Annotated in this window: 20 protein-coding genes; 11 read left to right on the top strand and 9 right to left on the bottom strand. The window is 51.9% G+C overall.

What is annotated here, in order from left to right; translation table 11 throughout:
- Nucleotides 1-8 precede the first annotated feature (8 nt).
- Genes ACTOY7_RS18395 through ACTOY7_RS18385 form a run of 3 tightly spaced genes read right to left on the bottom strand, consistent with a single transcriptional unit; the run spans nucleotide 9 to nucleotide 3350 of the window.
- Nucleotides 9-1163, bottom strand: a complete 1155-nt coding sequence (locus ACTOY7_RS18395; protein WP_160283975.1) for a hypothetical protein — start codon at nucleotides 1161-1163, stop codon at nucleotides 9-11.
- Nucleotides 1160-2575, bottom strand: a complete 1416-nt coding sequence (locus tag ACTOY7_RS18390) for an ATP-binding protein (RefSeq protein ID WP_482671228.1) — start codon at nucleotides 2573-2575, stop codon at nucleotides 1160-1162. The genes ACTOY7_RS18395 and ACTOY7_RS18390 overlap by 4 nt, the downstream gene beginning before the upstream one ends.
- On the bottom strand, nucleotides 2568-3350 hold the full coding sequence (locus ACTOY7_RS18385; RefSeq protein WP_160283977.1) for a LytR/AlgR family response regulator transcription factor: 783 nt from the start codon (nucleotides 3348-3350) through the stop codon (nucleotides 2568-2570). The genes ACTOY7_RS18390 and ACTOY7_RS18385 overlap by 8 nt, the downstream gene beginning before the upstream one ends.
- 296 nt (nucleotides 3351-3646) lie before the next feature.
- Here ACTOY7_RS18385 and ACTOY7_RS18380 point away from each other — a divergent pair, with 296 nt between their 5' ends.
- Both ACTOY7_RS18380 and ACTOY7_RS18375 read left to right on the top strand, forming a co-directional pair.
- Nucleotides 3647-5005, top strand: coding sequence for an MATE family efflux transporter (locus ACTOY7_RS18380; protein WP_160283978.1), 1359 nt, complete (start codon nucleotides 3647-3649; stop codon nucleotides 5003-5005).
- A gap of 236 nt (nucleotides 5006-5241) precedes the next feature.
- Nucleotides 5242-6876 carry a hypothetical protein gene (locus ACTOY7_RS18375; protein WP_482671229.1) on the top strand — a complete coding sequence of 545 codons (1635 nt, stop codon included), beginning with the start codon at nucleotides 5242-5244 and terminating at the stop codon, nucleotides 6874-6876.
- A 182-nt stretch (nucleotides 6877-7058) separates the two neighbouring features.
- On the opposite strand, the gene ACTOY7_RS18370 is transcribed toward ACTOY7_RS18375, so the two are convergent.
- From ACTOY7_RS18370 to ACTOY7_RS18355, 4 genes are all read right to left on the bottom strand, one after another.
- The gene (locus ACTOY7_RS18370) at nucleotides 7059-8207 is read right to left on the bottom strand and encodes a M20/M25/M40 family metallo-hydrolase (RefSeq protein ID WP_482671230.1); all 1149 of its coding nucleotides are present in this window, start codon (nucleotides 8205-8207) and stop codon (nucleotides 7059-7061) included.
- Nucleotides 8208-8452: 245 nt separating this feature from the next.
- Entirely contained in the window at nucleotides 8453-9184 is a 732-nt protein-coding gene (locus tag ACTOY7_RS18365; RefSeq protein WP_160283981.1) for an ABC transporter permease, read from the bottom strand.
- A gap of 3 nt (nucleotides 9185-9187) precedes the next feature.
- Nucleotides 9188-9973 (bottom strand): ABC transporter permease, encoded by a 786-nt coding sequence (locus tag ACTOY7_RS18360; protein WP_482671231.1) that lies wholly within the window; start codon nucleotides 9971-9973, stop codon nucleotides 9188-9190.
- Between the two features lie 23 nt (nucleotides 9974-9996).
- Nucleotides 9997-10917, bottom strand: a complete 921-nt coding sequence (locus tag ACTOY7_RS18355) for an ATP-binding cassette domain-containing protein (protein WP_160283983.1) — start codon at nucleotides 10915-10917, stop codon at nucleotides 9997-9999.
- Nucleotides 10918-11252: 335 nt separating this feature from the next.
- Between ACTOY7_RS18355 and ACTOY7_RS18350 the strand changes: the two genes are divergently transcribed.
- The 9 genes from ACTOY7_RS18350 (at nucleotide 11253) to ACTOY7_RS18310 (ending at nucleotide 19060) form a co-directional block, all read left to right on the top strand.
- Nucleotides 11253-11993, top strand: a complete 741-nt coding sequence (locus tag ACTOY7_RS18350) for a response regulator transcription factor (protein ID WP_482671232.1) — start codon at nucleotides 11253-11255, stop codon at nucleotides 11991-11993.
- A gap of 5 nt (nucleotides 11994-11998) precedes the next feature.
- The gene (locus tag ACTOY7_RS18345; RefSeq protein ID WP_160283985.1) at nucleotides 11999-13408 is read left to right on the top strand and encodes a sensor histidine kinase; all 1410 of its coding nucleotides are present in this window, start codon (nucleotides 11999-12001) and stop codon (nucleotides 13406-13408) included.
- Between the two features lie 268 nt (nucleotides 13409-13676).
- A complete protein-coding gene (locus ACTOY7_RS18340; RefSeq protein WP_160283986.1) occupies nucleotides 13677-14369 on the top strand; it encodes a response regulator transcription factor in 693 nt (230 codons plus the stop codon).
- Between the two features lie 3 nt (nucleotides 14370-14372).
- Nucleotides 14373-15299, top strand: coding sequence for a sensor histidine kinase (locus ACTOY7_RS18335; protein ID WP_300825862.1), 927 nt, complete (start codon nucleotides 14373-14375; stop codon nucleotides 15297-15299).
- A 211-nt stretch (nucleotides 15300-15510) separates the two neighbouring features.
- Entirely contained in the window at nucleotides 15511-16434 is a 924-nt protein-coding gene (locus tag ACTOY7_RS18330) for an ABC transporter ATP-binding protein (RefSeq protein ID WP_160283987.1), read from the top strand.
- Nucleotides 16376-17206 (top strand): ABC transporter permease, encoded by an 831-nt coding sequence (locus ACTOY7_RS18325; RefSeq protein ID WP_300825860.1) that lies wholly within the window; start codon nucleotides 16376-16378, stop codon nucleotides 17204-17206. The genes ACTOY7_RS18330 and ACTOY7_RS18325 overlap by 59 nt, the downstream gene beginning before the upstream one ends.
- 12 nt (nucleotides 17207-17218) lie before the next feature.
- On the top strand, nucleotides 17219-18052 hold the full coding sequence (locus ACTOY7_RS18320; protein WP_160283988.1) for an ABC transporter permease: 834 nt from the start codon (nucleotides 17219-17221) through the stop codon (nucleotides 18050-18052).
- 4 nt (nucleotides 18053-18056) lie between these two features.
- Nucleotides 18057-18572, top strand: a complete 516-nt coding sequence (locus tag ACTOY7_RS18315; RefSeq protein WP_330690646.1) for a hypothetical protein — start codon at nucleotides 18057-18059, stop codon at nucleotides 18570-18572.
- A 314-nt stretch (nucleotides 18573-18886) separates the two neighbouring features.
- Entirely contained in the window at nucleotides 18887-19060 is a 174-nt protein-coding gene (locus tag ACTOY7_RS18310; RefSeq protein WP_300885080.1) for a hypothetical protein, read from the top strand.
- Nucleotides 19061-19261: 201 nt separating this feature from the next.
- Here the strand turns inward: ACTOY7_RS18310 and ACTOY7_RS18305 are convergent, their stop codons facing one another.
- Together ACTOY7_RS18305 and ACTOY7_RS18300 are read right to left on the bottom strand one after the other, a co-directional pair.
- Entirely contained in the window at nucleotides 19262-20440 is a 1179-nt protein-coding gene (locus ACTOY7_RS18305) for a ribose-phosphate pyrophosphokinase (protein ID WP_160283991.1), read from the bottom strand.
- 145 nt (nucleotides 20441-20585) lie between these two features.
- Entirely contained in the window at nucleotides 20586-20735 is a 150-nt protein-coding gene (locus ACTOY7_RS18300) for a hypothetical protein (RefSeq protein ID WP_482672727.1), read from the bottom strand.
- Nucleotides 20736-21151: the final 416 nt, after the last annotated feature.

Below are 21151 nucleotides of genomic sequence, written 5' to 3'. Positions count from 1 at the left end.
CGATCTGCTTACCCCCATACAAGCTTTCTGGTATGCTCCAGGACAGATTCTGTAGAATTTCCGCCCAAGGTCGGACCGAAAATCTCCTGCAGGCGGTTTCCCTTCATCATTTCGGCGAGCTGTGCCTTTGCCGCCTGTGAGGAATTGTAGTCAGCCAATCCTGCGGACAGGGAACCGCTGCTGCTCAGGCTGTCCATCAAAGAGCCGATCCCGCCCAGGTCGGGCAGCAGGGAGCCTGCTCCTGAGAAGGAGGAGAAAAGACTGTCTGCTCCCGCAGATGATGGACTGCCGGATGACAGACCGGCGATCCGAAGCCGGTGCTGAAGCTGTTTTTCTGTGATCAGGCTCATATAATACGCATGCCGGGCCTTGCGGATCTCCCACCAGTCCTCCTCGTCGCCGGAGCTGCTCCTGGTGATTCTGGGCTGACTGGAGGAGACCGCATTGACAATGCAGCCGTCCTCGCCGATGGCAACGGCCTGGGACATTCCGGCAGCAGAGCCGGGCAGGATGGCTTCGTTCCTCACTGCGTCAAAGGTAAACCAGGTATCGATCCGCTCCAGGATCTCTTTGGCGTACTCCGGATCCTCTTCCATGCGGGCCTGTACTTTTGGGTGGATGACCACGGCCTTGCTGCCGGGAGGTACTGCGCCCAGGGCGCGGATCTCCCTGGAAGCCTCAAACGGGGTATAGGGCGGATTTGGGCCGGAGGGCTTCCAGTTTTCTATGGCATCGGTGTCGATCTGATCCTGGTAGAGCAGGTAATGGGGATAATCATTCCGGGTTTTCCAGTAGCTGGAACCGGCGTCAAACACATGATATTTGATTCCGGGATATTTTGCCTTGAGCATCTCTTCCAGAGTGGGAGGCTGGATGGACGCGGTCTCTCCCGCATGAAGCCCGGAGGCGGAGGAAACCATGCTGCTCCGATAAGTCTCTATGGAAGTGATGGCCGTACCGGCGGCGCCCCTCAAATAATTGCTCCCGGCATTTGCGCCTGTATGAACGCCATATTCTGTACCGGCAGGATCGGCCTGCCCTGTCCGTGCCGCAAGAGCCTGAAAGCTCACGGAAGCGGATTCCTTCCGGCCGGTACTCCTTTTCCCTGCGGTCTGACTGTAGATTTCCCTGCTTCTGTAATCTGTCTGTATTGTGTGATTCATAAATGACTGCTCCTTTCCTGTAATAAAATAGTGATATGAAAAATCTGCTCCTCCGTCCGGATCTCCAGATCCCCCTGGTACTTTGCGGCCTCCTGCCTCACGCTGGAAAGGCCGATGCCGTGAAGGCGGCTGTCTCTCTGCTTGGTGGAAACCGGAAGGCCGGAGACGGGATCCATGACGATCCGCCCCTGATAAGGATTTTCCGCCTGGATCAAATAGAAACGCTTTCGCTGCTTTCCGGTGAGCCGGATATACCGGCGCGCAGGCGGCACCTGTGCACAGGCTTCCAGTGCATTTTCCAGGAGATTGTGGAGAATGATCCCCAGATCATAAGCTTCGTACCGACCGGATGCGGGATAGTGAAAATCTGCTTCCAGGGAGATCCCCGCGCGCAGTGCCTGCCGGCGCTTCTCATTCAGGACCACATCCGTTACCGCATTTCCTGTCCGGACAGACAGATCGGGAATGCGCAGATCCTGGTCGGTCTGCCGGAGATACTGTCCGATCTCTTCATAGCTGCCATTGTGTGCCAGCTCCCGGATATGGCGCAGGTGATCCAGCATTTCCCGCCGCATCTGTTCCATGCTTTCCGAGAGTGCCTTCTGCTCTTCCGCCCTTTTTTGGAGCGCATTCAAATGCTGCTCCTTCACAAAGCAGGCTTCATTTTCCGTCTGCAGGGACAGCATTTCCTGGTGAAAAGCGATGGTGAACCAGGTCCCGGCGTAAAACAGGGCGGCGATCAGGGGGATGATCCCGAGAAATACCGGGTGCTGTTCGTACAGCCGGAGATATACGCCGCCCTTGATCATCCCGAGAAGCCTTACGATGATCCCTCCGGATAAGATGCCGGTCATTGGGATCAGACACAAAAAACACAGCTCCCTCCTGCGGAGCAGAAATGTTTTTTGAAGGAGCCTGCGTCTGAGAGCATACAGCATCACAGCAAACAGCGCAAACCGCAGCAGGGATACAAGCGTAAAAACCGCGGCGGCCCGAAGCAGGATCAGCTCCGGTTTCGCGTCGAGCCGGAACAGCGCATGACCGGACAGATAATCCAGGCTTTCTATGATCAGTGCGCTGCTCGTTCTGGTGCTGAAAAAAAGGACTGTCAGCAAAAACAGCAGAGACCGGTCCGCGCGCAGGAACCCGGACAGAGACAGAAGGCCAGCGCCGATCAAAAGAACACACGCAATCTGCGGTACCGGGGTGGCGGCGCACAGAAGATAGGCAGAGCTGTAGATCAGGAAGAGGATTCCGGCATGCGGCCGCCTTAGGCGTAAGCTTCGCGGGCGAAACGCCTGTGTTGTATCTGTCAGAAACGGATGGAAAAAAGCGGTAAAGCACCCTGCGTGCAGCAGCACAGTGACCAGGACCGCGGCCTTGTAGAAAAAATGAAATTCTCTTTCACTCATCCGCAAGCCTCCCTTTTACAAAACGCAGATAAGCTTTTACAAAGTCCGCGTATTTATACCTGGAGATCAAAAGCCTTTCCCCGTTGGTCAGTTCCACTTCGGTCCTGCTATAGGAATCCACATAGGACAGATTGATCAGGTACCCTTTGTGGATGCGGAAGAACTGGTCTGTCAGCTCATCTTCCAGCTCCCCGATCCTGGCATAATAGGAAAACAGTCCTTCCTTCAAATGCAGGATCACCTTGTGATTGCGGCTCTCTATATAATAAATGCTGTCCAGAGGAACGGTCTTGTTCCGGTGGGCAGACTGGATGAGGAGAGAACGGGTATCCGGCTGCCGGGACTGTTTTGCAAGGATCCGCTCCACGGCCCGGGCAAATACCTCCGAAAAGCGCTGCTCATCCACAGGCTTGAGCAGGTACTGGAAGGCGTCTACGTCAAATGCGTCATAGACATATTTTTCATACCCGGTCACAAAAATGATGAGGGGCTGCAAAAATGCGTCCGTGTCCCGGATCCGCCGTGCCAGCTCCATGCCGTTCCTGGGAAGGCTCTGCGCCGTATGCTCGGATTCTGCTTCACGGAATCCGTCTGGCTCCTGGGGCATTTCAATATCCAGAAAGAGAAGGTCGGTCCCAGCCCCGCGCGAAAGATATTCTCTGAGAGACGCATACTCCGCGACTTCGGTCTCATGGGAGACGCGCTGCTTTTGTATCAGCGCAGCCAGATAATGTCTTATATTCGGTTCGTCATCACAAATCGCTATTTTGATCATAGGAAATCCTTTGTCTGCTGCAGTCGGTTTCGGCAGCCGGGATGATAGTATTTACTTTTGACCGGAAAATTTATTCCTTGATTTATATATCGTAAGAAACAGGCATTTTAAAAAGTCCTGCGGCGTAACTGGCAGATCTGACGGCGTGAAGAACAAAAGTTACAGTTCACGGCCCAACCGGCCGTGAACTGTAACGAACAAAAGCAATTGCATTCAAGAACCTGTCTGTAATTTGTTGCGGAACCCCGGCCGCTGTGATACACTAAATGAAAATGTCAACAAAGGAGAATGATGGAATGAGAGAGAAGCTGTTTTCAGATAAAATATTTCTAAGGAAGCTGTGGGAGCTGGCCCTGCCGATCGCGTTTCAGAACCTGATGCTCGCGTCGGTTGCGGCGGCCGACGCGCTGATGCTGGGGCGGGTGACCCAGGATTCCATGGCGGCGGTCTCACTGGCCACGCAGATCCAGTTTATCCAGAACATGATCCTGTCGGCCATCATTTCGCCCATCGTCATCCTGGGGGCGCAGTATTGGGGAAAGAAAGATACAAGGACCGTGAACGATATCTTCTGCATCGGGCTGCGGCTGTGCGTCGGCGTGTCCCTGCTCTTTTTTATCGGATGCGTCATATTTCCACGATATCTGATGCTGATCTTTACCAATGAAGAGGCGCTGATCCTGATCGGGGTCCGCTACTTGAAAGTGGCCGGATGGTCTTACCTGCTCACCGGTATTTCCCAGTGCTACCTGGCCATCATGAAGGTCAGTGATCATGCGGCCCAGACTGCGGTTGTCAGTACCGGCGCGGTGCTCATCAATATCGTACTCAACGCAGTATTGATCTTCGGACTTTTCGGAGCTCCGACGATGGAAGTCCAGGGCGCGGCGGCGGCTACCCTGATCTCCAGGATCATCGAATTGGCGTGGGTGGTTGTATTTTCTTATAAAAAAGGGTATATCCATCCGGACTGGAGCCGGCTTTTCAAAAGAAACCGCCTGCTTTTCGGTGACTTTCAGAGATGTGCGCTGCCGATCCTGGGAGCCTGCCTGTTCTGGGGCGTTGGCTTCACATCCTATTCCGCGTTTATGGGGCACCTCGGAACAGACGCGGCAGCGGCCAACTCCATCGCCGCGGTCGTGCGTGATCTGGTATGCTGTATGTGCAACGGCCTTGCAAGTGGCGGCGGGATTCTTGTGGGAAATGAGCTGGGCGCCGGACATCTGGACCGGGGAAAGCTGTACGGTGACCGTCTCGTGAAGATCGCGTTTTTGACAGGCTTTGTGTCCACTGCGATCATGCTTGCGGTGACTCCCTTTGTCACCGGATTTGTAAAAATGACGGATCAGGCGGAGCGGCATCTGATCGCCATGATGGTCATTATGGCATTTTACATGATCGGGCGGACCGTGAATACGATCATCATCAACGGGATCTTTGCGGCCGGCGGGGATACGCTGTTTGATATGTACAGTCTGGCGGTCTGCATGTGGGGGATCGCCATTCCGCTTGCGGTAGCCGGAACCTTTTTCCTGAACTGGCCGGTGCCGGTGGTGTACGCATGCACCTGCCTGGATGAGGTGGGGAAGATTCCGTGGGTGATGTATCATTACCGGAAGTACATCTGGGTGAAGGATCTGACGAGGGAACTGTAGGAAAATAACTTAGACATCTTGATCTGTCTATTTCTCTGGCTGAACATCCGAAGAAATATCCTGCGTAATCTGCACATTACAAGTTATTCTTCTGCAGTTCCTTACAACATTTGCCGTTAAGCCGATATTTATGATAGAGGATTATGCAGCATTGTTTTATGGGATTGCGGTCGTATCTGCGAGGGTACTGAGCAGACACCATCCGGAAATTGAGCGATAAGGAATGAGGGAATCAGATGACAGGTGTAAAAGAAGTAGGCGCGAATTCCACGGCCTCCGCCCCTCCCATGTCGGCCTCCGAAGCAGCGGCGGCAGGCAGGGCGGCAAGGAAAAGCGTGGAGCTGGAGGCAGGCCAGGTGATGGTCGCCCAGGCGGCAAGACAGGCGGCCGAGGCAAAGGAAAACCTGGAAAGGGAGCGTGCGGAGCAGGAGAATGAATATGAGCGGGAGGACCAGAACGAGAAGCGGGACACGTCTGAGCTTTCCAAGCAGAGCAAATGGTTCGGCATAGACGGAAAGCTTCTGGAGAACGGGGATATCAAGTGGGTCCTGGAAATGGAGCAGGAGCTTCTGGAGGCCCTTTTGAAATGGATGCCTTCCGGAAACGGGGATGTCGCAAAGCAGCTTGACGAGCTGTCCCGTCTGTATCTGGCCCTTCTGGAAGCCATCCTGACCCATACGATGGGAGAGGAGCAGGCGGCTCAGATTGCCAGATTGGATGAGATCCTGGCCCAGAAGCTGACCCTTTTGATGGACACAGACTTAAAGGATCTGATGGATCTGCTGAAAGAGACCGGGCAGACAGAGACTCTGCAGAATGTAAAATCCAGTATCTATAAGCAGACCACCGGAACCTCCATTTCCGCCAGGGCGGCAGACCAGTTTTACGCAAAGGGAAAGCCGGCAGGCGCAGGCAATCTGCGGTATTTCATGCCGGAATCCAAGGGAAGCGGGGTGACGGAGAGGGCCGGGTCAAGAGGCATTTCCACGGCCGCCGCATTTTCCTCCTCCGGGTCGGAGGAAGGGTCGATCTACAAGCTGACGGAGGGGAGAAATGTCCGGCTCAACCAGGCATTTGACGCCAGCAGAAAATCCGGTGAGATGCAGATGAGCCAACGGAATCAGGCATTGAGCGGCAGCAGGGGAGGAAGCTCTGCGAGTGCCAGCATCGCAGGCGGAAGGAGTGCGTTTACAGGAAATGACCTGGCAAGGGCCAACCGGTTCGCCGCCCATATCAACGGCAGCGGCAATCTGTTAAACCATTCAGGCATCAGCGCGAAGAATGATGAGGTGGTGGGATACCTTGCGGCCATTACCTCCATCAAAGGGGAGATGTTCGCGGCCTCCTCCGGAAGGCAGAACGCAATGAACGTCCCCATGAAGAAAGCCCTCAATCAGATGGTGGATTATTACCTGAGCCGCAAAGGGGTGTATAAGGTGTACGATTATACCACCAATGTGTATGACAGGACCCACAGCTCTCAGAGGGCTTTGGAGGAAGGGCTCGAATACGCCTACCGGCTGTTCCAGGAAAAAAAGGAAAGCACGGAGGCACAGAAGCAGGCGGCCTATCTGGAGCAGGCTGGTTTTTTTCAGAATGTGCTGAAAAACCAGAGCATGCAGGCAGACCTGCTGCGGGGAATGCGGCTTCTGGAGGACAATTGGAGGGCGTTCCTGAAATCCATCGGGGAGAACGAGAAAAAAGGAATCGCCCTGAAAATGCAGAAGCACAGCCCATGGGGGATCCTCTTAGAACCGGGAGAGCACCGAAGCCTTTTCTGGGGAAAATCCCCGAAGCTTCTTCTTACAGAAGCGATTGTCGTAGCGGCGTTGATCGTGGTGTATCTGTGCTACCGGATGATTGTGGGGTAGCAGATTGGAAATTTTGCAGAAAGTGGAAGGGGTTGTCGGAAAATGATTGCGCTCCCACAATATATCCTGAAATTCATGGAATGCCACAGTGATATATTGTGCGCAAAGATGATTTTCCGACAGCCTCTTCTGCATAAATTCTATGGATTCATTCACCTGCGGCAGTGCCGGGGGACGCAGTATCAGATGGTTTCGCAATATTGCAGTATCGTTGCCAGAGCAAGCTGCTGTCCGGTGATCATGCTTTTCTTTTCAATCCATTCTTCATAGGTATGGGCGCCGCCGCCGGCAACCGTTCCCAGGGTGACCGCCGGGATTCCGAGGGATAACGGGATATTGGCGTCGGTAGAACCACTCTGGATATGGGCGGGCTGTCCGGTATAATGCTGGATCAGCCGGTTCTGCCTGCGGATCAGATCCTTCATCTTGTCCTGCGGGAGATCTTCGCTGCCGCATGGCCGGATTCCCAAAAGTGTTGTATCTATTTCTACCTCACTGGATCTGTGTGATTCCAGGATTTCATAGAGCTGCTGTTCCATAGTCTGCAGGGAGTCTTTCTGGTCTGAACGGAATTCATAATACATGCTGGCGCTCTGCGGAATCGTGTTTACCGAAGTCCCTCCCTCAAAGCGGCCTACGTTGTATGTGGTCGTTCCTATTTTGGGAAGAGGCTGCCCATATAACTCCTGAACGATACCGGAAAGAACCTGTATTGCGTTTTCCCGCCCAAAATCATGAAACGAATGGCCGCCGCGGGTTCGGACTTCGATTCTGTACCGGTGGGAGCCGACCGCGGTTTGAAACAGATCCCCCAGATAGAGATCAAACGAAATCATTTCCGCAATATCGGGATGCTGTTGAAAGATCGTTTTCGAACCCTTCAAATTCCCCAGTCCCTCCTCACAGGTATTTGCGGCAAAAAGCAGGCCGTACTTCGTATCCTTCGGCGGATCCATGAGCAGATATTTGACGCACATCAGCAGATTGACCATGTTTGCAGTGTCGTCCCCGATGCCGGGGGCTTTTAAGTATCTTCCCTCTTCCTTCACCGGAATCTGTCCTTTTTCAGGAAAAACCACATCCATATGGGCCAGGAAGGCAGCAATCGGTCTGCCGGAAGAACATCGAAAAGGGAAAATGACATTTCCTGCCTCATCTATGTAAGCATTTTCTGCGCCTTGTCTCTTGAGCCATTCCAGGCAGAATATGGCCCGCTGGTCTTCCTGAAATGTGGGCGCGCCGATCGCGGCCAGCTCCTTTAGCAGCAAAAGAGTTTCTTCCTGATGGCGTATTACAAAATCTTTGAGTTTGGGATATTCTTTGATGTCCAAGGGTGCCTCACTCCTTTCTCCGGCCGTTCGTGGGGGACGGCAGACGACGTTATCAGCTTTTCTGATTATATCACGAAATGGGGGAATTGAGAAATACGAAGATTCAATTTCGATCCGATTCTAAATTATTTGGTTACAAGACACACCTTGACCAGGTGCGTCCTGTAACTCAGACCCGTCATTTTCAATGTTTGAAAGCGAAAAGTGGTGAAATGAAAGGCCAAAATTCATATCATGTGTGAGGGCTATGCCCTCACATCTTTCTTTTTGAGATACCAGATACTACTTCCGGTAAACAGCAGGAAGAATATGCATAGACTGACCAGAAACGGAAGCAGCCCCTGCCGCAGGGAATCCTTCGACTTATTGGCGTTCATGCCCAGCAGCATGACGGAATAGGGCCAGTACATACTATAGCCCTTATTGCTGAGAATAAATCCCAGAATACTGCCCGCCAGCGAGATCCCGATCGGAACCGCAAAGCTGCGTATCACCATGGATAAAAAAAGCTGTAATGTCCCGACAGCCGCAGCTGCCAATGTCCCCCGGAGCAGCCAGACGAGGATCTGCCCCGGGACCATGCCGGGCAGGCCGCAGAGCTTCCCACATAGGAAATACAGCACGCCGACCCAGAGCTGGGTGAACAGCGTGACCCGGAATACGACGGCCAGCTTCGCCAGAAATACATTTCTCACAGGTACAGGATTTGTCATCAGTACATTCCAGTTATTGTTTAGATGCTCCAGCCGCCACAGGTAGGAGCAGTACAGCCCGATTAGAGGCGCATAGAACAGGCTGGAGTAAAACAGGGTGATCTGAGTCCACAGAGAATACCACTCACTGGTCAGAATCCCCAGATTCCCCCGATAATTGAAGGTTCCCATGACAGCGGGGATGAGCGGGATCAGAACGCAGGCCGCCCAGACGCAGGAGTGCCGCAGCTTCAGATTTTCGGCACGGATACATTTTAACAGCATGTCTTACACTTCCTTTCTCTTAAAAATATGCTTTTCCATCAGATAGAGCAGAATACCCGCCGCCAGAAATAGCAGAAAGCCGGGAAACGGAAAATCCAGATAATGCATATACTCTACATAATCCGCTCCGTCCGGCATCTCCCCCCAGCTGATGCCGGATACGGAGAAGATGGAAAAATATCCCCATACGATGAACAAGCTGACAGACCGGGGAAAGAACATGGAGAAAAGCCCCAGGAAGGACCCGGCCAGTCCTGCGCACAGGGGCAGAATTTGGTTGTCGGACAGCAGAGAGAGCAGATGCTGGATGCTCAGGAGCACCGCCCCCACAGCGGAAACGGCGAGAAAATGCTGTGCAAAGGGCAGAAGCTGTATGGGCTCTGAGATGCCGAACAGCTTTCCCAAAAGCAGGATGACCAGGATTTCCCCGACGGAAAAAAAGAGCAGGTATTTGACCTCCGCCAGGAATTTCATGTCATAAAAGCGGCCGGGTTCTTCCAGCGTGTAGAGAAGCTTGAAGGTGCTGCCCTTGATCTCCATATCGCAGAGCCGGCTTGCGATCACGGCAAGCATCACCGGCACGAAGATGGCGTTCAGAAGGGATAGCTGATAGAACAGCCATTGATAGCCATTTGTCAGATCTTCGGCGGTGAAATTGCGCATCAGAACGCTCATCCACAGCGCCAGGATGATGAGAAAACCCGCAGGCACCAGCCAGACCTTCCGGTATCGCTGCTTTTTTTGCTCGGCTTTGTAAGCGGAGCGATTTTGTGACCAGATTGTTTTCATAATAGACTCCTTTCCAGTGGACCTTATAGTGAAGCCTGTTTTCCCGTCAGATTCAGGAAAATCTCTTCCAGGCTCATCTGCATTTCTTCCAGCCTTAAAATGCCGATCTTCTGATCTGTCAGGAGATGTCCGCACCGCAGTACACAGGAATCCTCCACAGAATGCAGGAAGAGTCCGCTTCCGTCCTTACTTGCGGCTACCGGGAGACGGGCTTTTTTCAGGAGACGGAACGCCTGTCCGTCATCCGTGGTGCGAAGGCGGATCCTGGCACGGCTGTGATGGTGCAGGCTTGCCAGGTCGTTCTGGAAAATGAGGACTCCCCGGTCAATGATCCCTACGTGGGTCGCCATCTGGTCGATCTCGCTGAGCAGGTGGCTGGAGACCAGGACAGTCATGCCGTATTTTCCGGGAAGGGAACAGATCAGCTCACGCATTTCCTGGATTCCGGATGGGTCCAGCCCGTTGGTGGGTTCATCCAGAAGCAAGAGCCTGGGATGTCCTAAAAGCGCTGCTGCCAGTCCCAGGCGCTGCTTCATCCCCAGAGAATAATTCTTGACCTTTTTGTCCTGCTGCTTTTCCAGGCGGACGATCCGCAGCACGTCGTCAATGCCGGTTTCCAGGACATTTTTCAGAGTGCAGATGATCTGCAGGTTCTCCCGGGCGCTTAAGTGCCCGTAGTAGGAGGGAGACTCGATCAAAGATCCCGTATTTTTTAAGATTTCCAGGCGGTTCTCTTCAAGCATGGGCTTTCCCAGGATGAAGATGGAGCCTGCGGTGGGCTTGATCAGGCCCAGCAGCATCTTCATGGTGGTGGATTTCCCCGCACCGTTGGGACCCAGGAAGCCGTAGATGCTTCCCGGCGGCACTTTCAGCGCCAGATCGCGGACCACTGGTTTTGAGCCGTATTGCTTCGTCAATGCCTGGGTAGTGATGATAGATTCCATAAGGGATTGCTCCTTTCTGAATTGTGGTAATTTCCAACTGGACGAACAGGTTGACGCTCCTTGAAGCATCAAATCGTACAGCTGAAATTATTTTATGTCTGTCCGGACAGCAGCTGGCTTTAGAATCGAGCAGGGAGCGTTGTTCCGTTCCCAGCTGCGATTTCTATCATACAGGAGCAGGCTTATATATTCATGAATCGTTCCTTAGATTTACCTTAATTTTGCAGAAGGTCTCTGGAAACTGCCTGAAAAACATCTTATAATGAAATGCAGTTAAAAAGATCATGCTAAATGCATGTGTGATAATGAAAAATTTATGATAGGGGGAAATCTGTGTGAACCTGTACGACAGCAAAATCCTTTTGGTGGACGACAACCAGGAACTGTCTGCCATGATCCGAAATATCCTGCGCAGAAGCGGTTATTCCAATGTATCATGTGCGTTTTCCTGTGAGGAGGGGCTGCAAAAATTCTGCCAGGAGGAGCCGCAGCTTGTGATCCTGGACATTATGCTTCCGGACGGAGACGGTTTCTCACTATTTCGGAAAATGAGGGAAAAAGCGGAGACTTCGATCCTGTTTTTATCGGCAAAGGACGAGGACAACGACAGGCTGTTCGGCCTTGGCCTGGGCGCGGATGACTATATTACAAAACCATTTTTATCCCAGGAGCTGATCCTGCGGGTGGGGGCCGTTCTGAAGCGGACCTATTTTATACCGGGAAAAGCGGCGCAGACGGATGCGGAGGAAGAGCAGTCACTTCATCTGGGCGGGCGTGTGATCTCATTTTCCAATGCGTCGGTGACATACGGAGGAAAAACCGTTTCTCTGACCGCAAAGGAGCTGCAGATCCTCAAAAAACTGAACGAGAACAGGGGAAAGATCGTAACCTTTGATGCCCTGTGCATGGCCGTATGGGGGGATGCCTATTATGGGTATGAGAATACGCTGATGGTCCACATCCGGCACCTGCGGAAGAAGATCGAAGAGAATCCCTCATCTCCGAAATGGCTCCTGACCGCCCGGGGGCTGGGCTACAGACTGAGAAAAGATGAAGATGCGCGGCATCGGGGGTGAGTGTTATGAAAAGCCTTGCGAAGATCATCAGGAGATACGTGGCCAGTGCCGGGGTTCTGGTCTTGACGGTAGCGTTTTTTAACCTTGCGGTGCTGTACCTGATCGGGTGGCAGTCTGTACAAAGGCATGGCGAGAGACGTCTGCATGCGGGGGAAGAGATGGAACATGTGGCTGCGGAGTTTTCGACTGCGGATCAGGGGACGGCGGAACATGCGGCGCGGTACCGGCTTTCCGAAAAGGGATATGCTTACCTGGAAGAGTATCATTTTCTCTGGTCCATGCTTCTGGACGATGGGGGAAATGTAGTGTGGAGCTGGAGACTTCCCGAGGAGCTTCCGAGATCCTACGGACTGGCCGATGTGGCGAAGTTCAGCCGCTGGTATCTGATGGATTATCCGGTCCGCGTGTGGGAGATGAATGGGATGCTGCTGGTATCCGGATATGGGAAGGAGTACGCGGTCAAGATCAACCTGATGTATCCTCTGTGGCAGATCCAATCCTTTCCAAGATATCTGTCCATTGCTGTGGGAATGAATGTGGCGCTGTTTTTGGTGCTGGCCCTGTGGTTCGCGTATCGTTTCTATCGGTCGCTGCGTCCGGTCTGTGCCGGGATTGACGCGCTTGCGGAGAAGCGTCCGGTGTTACTGCCGGAAAAGGGAATGACCGGAGAACTGGCAAACAGGCTGAATCAGACCTCCCGGATCCTGGAAAAGCAGGATCGTAAGCTTCGGCAGAGAGATGATGCCAGGACAAGCTGGATCTCCGGGGTATCCCACGATATCCGCACACCGCTGGCGCTGATCATGGGCTACTCAGAAGCCCTGGCAGAGAATCCGGAGCTGGGAGAGGAGGCACACTGCCAGGCGGAGGCCGTCCGGCAGCAGAGCCTTTTGATCCGTCAGCTGATTGAAGACCTGAACCTGACATCCAAGCTGGAATATCATGCCCAGCCTCTGCGCATGACGGAGTATTGCCCGGCAGTCCTGCTCCGGGAGACGGCGGCAGAGTATTACAATGAAGGCCTGGACGAAAGATATGAGATCACGGCAGAGGCAGATCCCCGGACAGAACGGATCCGGCAGCAGGGGGATATCCAGCTTCTGAAACGGGCGCTGCGCAATGTGATCGGAAACAGCATCCGGCACAATCCGAAGGGCTGCCGGATCACACTCCGGATCTCGGAGGAAATGGGGTGTGTCATATGGAAGCTTCTGGATTCCGGCCCCGGGATACCGGAGAGGGTGGTGGATATTCTAGCGGGGCGTCAGGCTGACAATGGGAAAGAGATCCACGTTATGGGGCTTCGGATCGTCCGGCAGATCATTGCCGCCCATGGAGGACATGCGGACTTTTTGAAAAAGGAAGCAGGGGGATATGGGGTGGAGCTGGTGCTGCCGGTGGAAGGGGAACTGTAGATTTCCCTGATTTGCGGAAGTGGGAGAGCGATTTCAGGCGCACCCTGTAACCATACCATGTGAAATGGCCGGATGCATGCAACCGCTATTTTACCGGCCGGATGCCTTGCGGCAAGGCGCAAGGCACCGTGAACAGTAACCCCTGTTTTGCATCGCGTGTCAAGAATCAAGATGCGGAAAATGATTGACAGAAAAAGAATCCGGGTGCTATTCTTTTTTATGAAACAGATCAGATATTTACAGAAATGATGGCAGGTGAAAACAGATCATGAACAAAATTTTAATCATAGATGACGACAAAGAGCTATGCACCCTGATCCGGCAGGGTGTTTTACGGGAAAATATAGAAGCGGACTGCTGCTATTCCGGGCAGTCCGGCCTGCAGAGGCTGAAAAAAGACGAATACCAGCTTGTCATACTGGACGTCATGATGCCCGGCCCGGACGGCTTTGAAACATTGGAGCAGATTCGGAAAGAAAATAGTCTGCCCATCCTGATGCTTACCTCCAAAAACGACAGCGCGTCAAAGGTCCGGGGGCTGCGCGCAGGCGCCGACGATTACCTGACAAAGCCATTTGATATGGAAGAACTGATTGCCCGCGTCCTTTCCCTGATCCGGCGCTATACCCGCTTTAACCAAAAAGACGGACAACCCCTGCAGTTTGATTTTGACGGTCTGACGATTCATTTTGACAGCCGCTCCATTACCTCGGTAAACGGAGATTTTGACCTGCCGCCGAAGGAATTTGATGTGCTGATGTTCCTGGCGAAAAATCAGGGAAAGATCCTCACGAAGCGGCAGATCTACGAGGAAGTGTGGGGAGAGGAGTATGTTTATGACGACAGCAATATTATGGCGATCATCAGCCGCCTCAGGAAAAAAATCGAAGAAACTCCCGGCAATCCAAGATATATACAGACGGTAAAGGGAATCGGATACCGTTTTCACAAGGAGGTCTGACCATTGAATGCTGAAACGTTTGCTGTGATCGGAATTGTCATTGCCCTGTTTTCCATCTGCGTCGCCGTCTTGACTGTCCGGCGGACTAAGACGCAGATTCTGGAAATGTCGGACATTTTAGAGGATATAAAAAATGGGAACGGAAATCGGCGTATTTTGGCGGAAACACACGAGCTTACGGCTCCCCTTGCCTATTCGATCAATGACATTGTCCGGTCTTACGAAGACCGGCTGTTGGCACTCCGCCGGGCCGAGGAAACAAACAGGCAGCTCATGACCAGCCTTTCCCACGATGTCAGGACGCCGCTTACCACACTGATCGGTTACCTGGACGCCGCCCACAGGGGAATGGTGGAGGGAGAGGAGCGGGACGGCTATATCGAGACTGCCTGCCGGAAGGCCCATGACTTGAAGGAATATATTGACGTGCTTTTCGACTGGTTCAGGCTGGGTTCCGATGAATTTTCCATGAATGTTATGACAGTGGATCTGACGGAGCTGACACGGAATATCCTGATCGACTGGATCCCGGTGCTGGAAAACGCGGGGATTGATTTTGAGGCGGAGATTCCGGAACAGCCCTTTCGGGTAAACCTGGACCCGGAAGGATATATGCGGATTTTAAACAACCTCATGCAGAATGCGGTTTCACACAGCCATGCGGAGAAAATAGAACTGACATTGTCCGGGGAAGGCGGGAATATAAACATTCTTCTGGCGGATCATGGTGTGGGGATCAGCAAAGAGGATCTGAAGCATATTTTTGAACGGCTTTATAAATGCGACAAGGGACGGTCTGAAAAAGGCAGCGGCCTGGGACTGTCCATCGCGCGCCAGCTTGCGGAAAAAATGAACGGGACGATCACGGCAGACAGCGAACCGGGAAACGGAACTGTATTCAGCCTGACTTTCCCGCTGGCAGGAATCTGAAGAAAAAGCTTAGGGACAGTTCCTTAGAGTCTGCGGTTCTGAACAGTTAGGAGCTGTTATCTGAAAATGCAAGGTTTATGCAAGGTTCCGGCAAGGTTTATGCAAGGTTGACATGATAGAATTTAGCATGTCAGAGAAATAAATAGGGCCTGCTTCCCACCGGAGAAGGGGCCGGGAACATTTCTATGCATAGCAAAAAGGAGGTTTTGCAATGACCAAATATATCATTGAAACAAAGAATCTTACCAAGCAATACGGAGCGCAGAAAAGTGTCGCCAATCTGAACATCCATGTGCAGAAAGGCCGTATTTACGGTCTCCTCGGGAGAAACGGAGCCGGAAAGACGACCACGATGAAGATGCTGCTGGGGCTGACGGATCCTACCTCAGGGGCAGTGATGATCTGGGGGAAGCCCTTACAGGGCAATGAAAAAAAGCTGTTGCCGCGGATCGGCAGCCTGATCGAGTCTCCCGGCTTTTATCCCAACCTGACAGGCACGGAAAACTTGCGTATTTTTGCCGCCCTGCGGGGAGTTCCGAACCGCGGCGCAATCAAAAACGCGTTGGATCTGGTGGGCCTGCCCTACAAGGACAAAAAGCTGTTTTCCCAGTATTCCCTCGGTATGAAGCAGCGGCTGGCGATTGCCCTTGCGGTCATGCATGACCCGGAGCTGTTGATCCTGGATGAGCCCATCAACGGGCTGGATCCTATCGGCATCGCGGAGGTCCGTTCCTTTATCCGCGGCCTCTGCGACGAACGGGGAAAGACCATCCTGATCTCCAGCCACATCCTTTCGGAGATCGCCCTTCTGGCGGATGACATTGGGATCATCGACCATGGAGTGCTGCTGGAGGAGGAGACGCTTGCGGAGCTGGAGAGAAAAAGCAGCAGGCATGTGCATTTTCTCGTATCCGATACGGCTCAGGCCGCCAGAATCCTGGAGCGGCATTTTCGGGAACGGCATTTTACCATACAGGACGACCACAGCCTGCAGCTGCATAACATGAAGCTTCCGGTGGGCCAGGTGGTCACCTCCTTTGTGGAAAATGGCCTGGAGGTACGGGAGGCGCATATCTGTGAGGAAAGTCTGGAAGATTATTTCAAACGGGTCACAGGGGGTGAGGGAATTGCTTAAGCTGATCATCTGTGAATTCATGAAAACAAAACGCAAAAAAATGTTTTATATCGCATTTATGACCACGTTCATCATGCCCGCCATGTATACCCTGATCCTGACCGACAGGAGCCTGGAAAATATGATGTCCGTGATCCGGCAGGAGAACGGTTTTCTGGTTCTGATCCCGCTGTCAGTCATTGTGGCGGCCAATCTGCTTTTTGAGGAGCAGGATCATGACACTTTGAAAAATCTGATGTGCGTTCCCGTCACGAAGGGCCATCTGGCGGCGGCAAAGATTTTTGTGCTGCTGATTTTCAATGTATGCTATGAACTGGCGGGAGCCGCGGCGGCTGTCCTGCTGACAGCCCTCTCAGGAGCATCAATGGACGGATTGGGAATGCAGCTCCTTCTGACCGCGGGAACGGGAATCCTGCTCTGGGCAGCGGAGATGCCCTGCCTGCTGCTGGTGGTCTGGTGCAACAAATCCTACATTATATCCGTGATCATTGCGTTTGCCTATACCATGGCGGGATATATCACGCATATCAGTGATGCTTTTGTGCGGGTGCCGCTGGGACCAAATGTAGCCACACTCCTTCCGGTGCCCATGATCTTCCGGTGGCTGTATCAATTTATTTCGATAGAAGACGCGGGGGAGACGCTTCGAACATTTTATGAAGGCTTTCGCCCCTACTTCGTGTCCACTCCGGCAGTCTTTGCCGTGCTGATGGCGGAGGCGGCAATCTGCATGCTTCTGCTGACAAGAGTCTACCAAAAACAAGAGATATAGGAGGAAATGGAATTGCGATCGATCATAAAAACAGAGTTTCTAAAAATGAAAAGATATCATATCCTGCTGATCGGGCTGCTGGGTATGGTGTGTTCCCCGCTTCTCCAGTTTTACTCACAGCTGGTGGTGAATGAAGAGTTCAAATGTGCCAATTTTGATATCCCCGCATTGGTGGAGAATACGATCTGGGGAAACGCGCAGATATTCATGCCGGTTTTGTTTACCCTGATCGGCGGGTATCTGGTCAACCGGGAGTATACGGACGACACCCTGAAAAATATATTGACTGTCCCGGTTTCCTTCCGAAAATTTCTGGCAGGAAAGCTGGCCGTCATGGGGCTTCTGGCAGTGCTCTTCGGTATTTACAGCTTTGCGGTGACACTGGCGGTAGGACTTTTCGGGGGGCTTTCGAATCTGAACCTTTCCGTGTTCATAAAGGGGCTACCGCAGATGATTGGGCTCTCTGTCTGTATCTACATTGTCGTACTTCCGATCATCACGGTGTGCAGCAGGAAGCCGGGACATTTTATGGTCGGTTCGGTCATTGCGTTCCTTACAGGATACTGCGTTCTGTTTTTTAAAGAGGGACTTTTGCGGAATATTTATCCGTATTCCGTTGCGCTGACGATGATCGGATTTGATACGGCGTCCTATTCAGGAACCTCGGGAAAGGGCAGCGTGCCGCTGGGGGCGGCTTCCCTGGGAATCATGCTGCTGATCACGGCAGTGCTGATCGTGACGTCCAAGGCACCGGGGGATGTACACGGACACGGGAAAAAGAGCTCCGGGAAAAAAGGGATTACCCTGCGCGCGGCCCAGCGTGAAAAATCGAAGGCCGGGAGGTGACGGCATGAAAAAAATCTGTGACAGTTCAAAACAGGACAGGGCATGTTCGTCTCTGTCCCTACGAAAATCTTTTCTGCTGTTTTTTTGTATGCTTTTGTACATCATCGGATTATGCGGCTGCTCCAAGGATGAAATTCTGGAAGAATACAATGAGGTGATTCAATTTGCCGGAAATTTTAGACTGACAAGCGATTTCCTGTTAAAGGGCAGACGGAAGTGCGGAGTGGATCGTTATACCGGAGAATATACCGCAGACTATGACAATTTTTCCAAAACGGAATATCTCTTCGGCGGGACTACGATCGACCGGGAATACGGCAAAGAAGTCAGCGTGTTCTGCAGGATAGAAGGGGAATCCGGAAGCGCGGAGCTCTTTTGGGAATCTGGGAGTGAGGAGACGACGGTATTGCTTGACGCGGACGGGACATACAGGGAGACACTGACACTGCCGGAGGGAGGAAATTATATTGGGATTGCTGGGGAGCATTTTACGGGGGAGGTGGAGCTGCGGATTGAATGATCCATGGGCGTATATGCCCGCCTGCGCGCAACCACTATTTTACTGGCCGGATGCCTTGCGGCAGGGCGCAAGGCAATAAATTCATGATGATCATTGATGAATGGGATGCGCCGATCAGGAAGATACCGCGGATTCAGAAGCGGTATCTGGAACGGAGCGCAAGTAAATATGCCCAGGAAATTTAATACGGACGGATACTGCGCCCCTGATCTGCGTTATATGGTCAACCTGTCCGGACGCCTGAATGAAATCAAGTCTATGGTGGATGCCGGAAAATAATCAGCTATGCGGATTTTGAGTCTGAGCAGAGTTTTGTGGCTGCGTTTTCAGGGGAATTGCTGGAATATGCGCGGAATATTTCAGGAGAAGCGAAGGAAAAATTAAAGCAATACGCCGAAGAAGGGGCGGGGGAGATTAGAGGGGATTTTATCCGCTGTAAAATGCTTCTGGAGGCTCCCTGCTGGCTGCGGTCCACGGGAAGCTGCTGATGTGGATCTTTGAGAAAGAGAAGATGATCGAGCCTTGATTCTGTTTGCGTGTGCTGCGGCTTCATGAAAGGGACTGTAAGGAAATGACTGTTTCGCTGTGATCTGCTGCGTGACCGGTTGGAGGTCACAACAGGATATTGCGCGAAAATACCATTTCCTTACAGCCCCTTTGAAATTGTAGGTATCAAACCATACGGTGATTTAAAACTCGGCCCTCATCCGCCGCTCTAGAAGCGCATGAATCTTCTCCGTTGGCGTCATGACAGACCCGATGGGCGTGTCATGATTCAGGGAATCAATGATGATCGCAAGGTATTTGCTTAAGTCCGCCGTGATAAAATAAGGTTTCTCCTTTGCCTCCGGCGGCAGATAGGTCAGGTTGGTGGTAATGACCTTGCTGAGATATCCGTTTTTGTAGTATTCATCGAACTTTTCAAAACCATCGGTAAACAGGCCGAAGGTGGTGCAGGCGATGACCCGCTTTGCCTTCCGTTCCTTGAGCTGCTTCGCCACATCCAGCATGCTTTCCCCGGAAGAGATCATGTCATCAATGATGATCACATCCTTGTCCTTCACGTCGTCCCCGAGAAATTCATGGGCCACAATGGGATTCTTTCCATTTACGATCTTGGAATAATCTCTGCGCTTGTAGAACATTCCCATATCCACGCCAAGCATGTTGGAAAAATACACGGCCCTGTGCATGGCGCCTTCATCCGGGCTGATGACCATCAGATGATCCTTGTCCACAGTCAGATCGGGCACCTCGCGGAACAGCGCCTTCATGAACTGGTAAAGGGGATTGAAGCTGTCAAAGCCATTTAACGGGATGGCATTCTGGACACGGGGGTCGTGGGCATCAAAGGTGATGATATTGGCAATCCCCATGGCAGCCAGCTCTTCCAGTGCCAGCGCGCAGTCCAGGGATTCCCGCGCGGTCCGTTTGTGCTGGCGGCTTTCATACAGGAAGGGCATGATGACGGTGATCCGGTGCGCCTTGCCAGTGGCTGCGGAAATGATCCTTTTCAGATCCTGAAAATGGTCGTCCGGGGACATATGGTTTGGATGTCCGTTGACCGTGTAGGTCAGGCTGTGGTTGCACACGTCTGTCATGATAAACAGGTCCGTGCCGCGGATGGTCTCCTTGAGAATGCCTTTTCCCTCCCCGCTTCCGAACCGGGGACAGCAGCAGTCAACGAGATAATTTTTGGAACGATAATTTACATACAAGGGGGATTCTGAGACTTCATTGATCGTATTTTTCCGAAACGATACGATGTGGTCATTCACCTTCTGTCCAAGCTCACTGCAGCTTTCCATAGCAACAATCTTCAAGGGTGCGACCGGGAGGGTTTTTTCTAATAATTCGATGTTTGACATAAATTCTCTCCTGTAGTTTGTGCATACTTTTTACAATGCGGTGCCTTTAAAACTAGTCTTTTGTACAAATTGTCTCCATATATGGTTATATCATTTTTTTTACCGAAATTCAAGTTAACATGGAAAATAAAGCCGAAAATCCTTTTTAGAACAGGGGATTTTCGGCTTCTATTATATTCGCTGATACTAATTGTTCTAATCTGTCCGCTACCTCCTCGTGCCGGTTCAGGTACAGCTGGCCGTAGATATTGTTGACCATTTCTACAGTATCACCGATGCGTTCCGCAATGAGCATAGCTGGGAATCCCATGTCAGTCAATAATGATACGTGGGAATGCCTGAGTCATGAAACTTGATTTTTGATTTATATTTCATTATTTATTATATTTTTGAAATAAATTCAAGAAAAAGTACTTTTCTAATGTCAATATTGATGATATACTGAAAATAGATTTTTGCTATTGAGGTATATGAGATGCTTCCCTATACAGGAGACTATATTGAGCATATTGATGACAATATAAACGATTTTAAATATTACACATTTACCCCTCGTCCTCTGATGTATGGGGGTATGTATGAAGTGGATGATGAACTAACCGCTTTGTTAATCCGTAGTTCCCGCTACTTAATTCTCTCTACATCCTGGCGCACTCATCCTCGGTTGGGGTATATGGTATTTCTTCAGGGCATTTGATTTTAAAATGTTTA

This window comes from Schaedlerella sp. (assembly GCF_056796775.1).
Note: the sequence above shows the minus strand (reverse complement) of the source record. Positions and strands in the feature narration are given on the sequence as shown.

Excerpts from the sequence above, each read along its gene's own strand:
- ACTOY7_RS18395 (WP_160283975.1), bottom strand. The coding sequence starts at position 1,163 with ATGAATCACACAATACAGACAGATTACAGAAGCAGGGAAATCTACAGT.
- ACTOY7_RS18390 (WP_482671228.1), bottom strand. The coding sequence starts at position 2,575 with ATGAGTGAAAGAGAATTTCATTTTTTCTACAAGGCCGCGGTCCTGGTC.
- ACTOY7_RS18385 (WP_160283977.1), bottom strand. The coding sequence starts at position 3,350 with ATGATCAAAATAGCGATTTGTGATGACGAACCGAATATAAGACATTAT.
- ACTOY7_RS18380 (WP_160283978.1), top strand. The coding sequence starts at position 3,647 with ATGAGAGAGAAGCTGTTTTCAGATAAAATATTTCTAAGGAAGCTGTGG.
- ACTOY7_RS18375 (WP_482671229.1), top strand. The coding sequence starts at position 5,242 with ATGACAGGTGTAAAAGAAGTAGGCGCGAATTCCACGGCCTCCGCCCCT.
- ACTOY7_RS18365 (WP_160283981.1), bottom strand. The coding sequence starts at position 9,184 with ATGCTGTTAAAATGTATCCGTGCCGAAAATCTGAAGCTGCGGCACTCC.
- ACTOY7_RS18360 (WP_482671231.1), bottom strand. The coding sequence starts at position 9,973 with ATGAAAACAATCTGGTCACAAAATCGCTCCGCTTACAAAGCCGAGCAA.
- ACTOY7_RS18355 (WP_160283983.1), bottom strand. The coding sequence starts at position 10,917 with ATGGAATCTATCATCACTACCCAGGCATTGACGAAGCAATACGGCTCA.
- ACTOY7_RS18345 (WP_160283985.1), top strand. The coding sequence starts at position 11,999 with ATGAAAAGCCTTGCGAAGATCATCAGGAGATACGTGGCCAGTGCCGGG.
- ACTOY7_RS18340 (WP_160283986.1), top strand. The coding sequence starts at position 13,677 with ATGAACAAAATTTTAATCATAGATGACGACAAAGAGCTATGCACCCTG.
- ACTOY7_RS18330 (WP_160283987.1), top strand. The coding sequence starts at position 15,511 with ATGACCAAATATATCATTGAAACAAAGAATCTTACCAAGCAATACGGA.
- ACTOY7_RS18315 (WP_330690646.1), top strand. The coding sequence starts at position 18,057 with ATGAAAAAAATCTGTGACAGTTCAAAACAGGACAGGGCATGTTCGTCT.
- ACTOY7_RS18305 (WP_160283991.1), bottom strand. The coding sequence starts at position 20,440 with ATGTCAAACATCGAATTATTAGAAAAAACCCTCCCGGTCGCACCCTTG.
- ACTOY7_RS18300 (WP_482672727.1), bottom strand. The coding sequence starts at position 20,735 with ATGCTCATTGCGGAACGCATCGGTGATACTGTAGAAATGGTCAACAAT.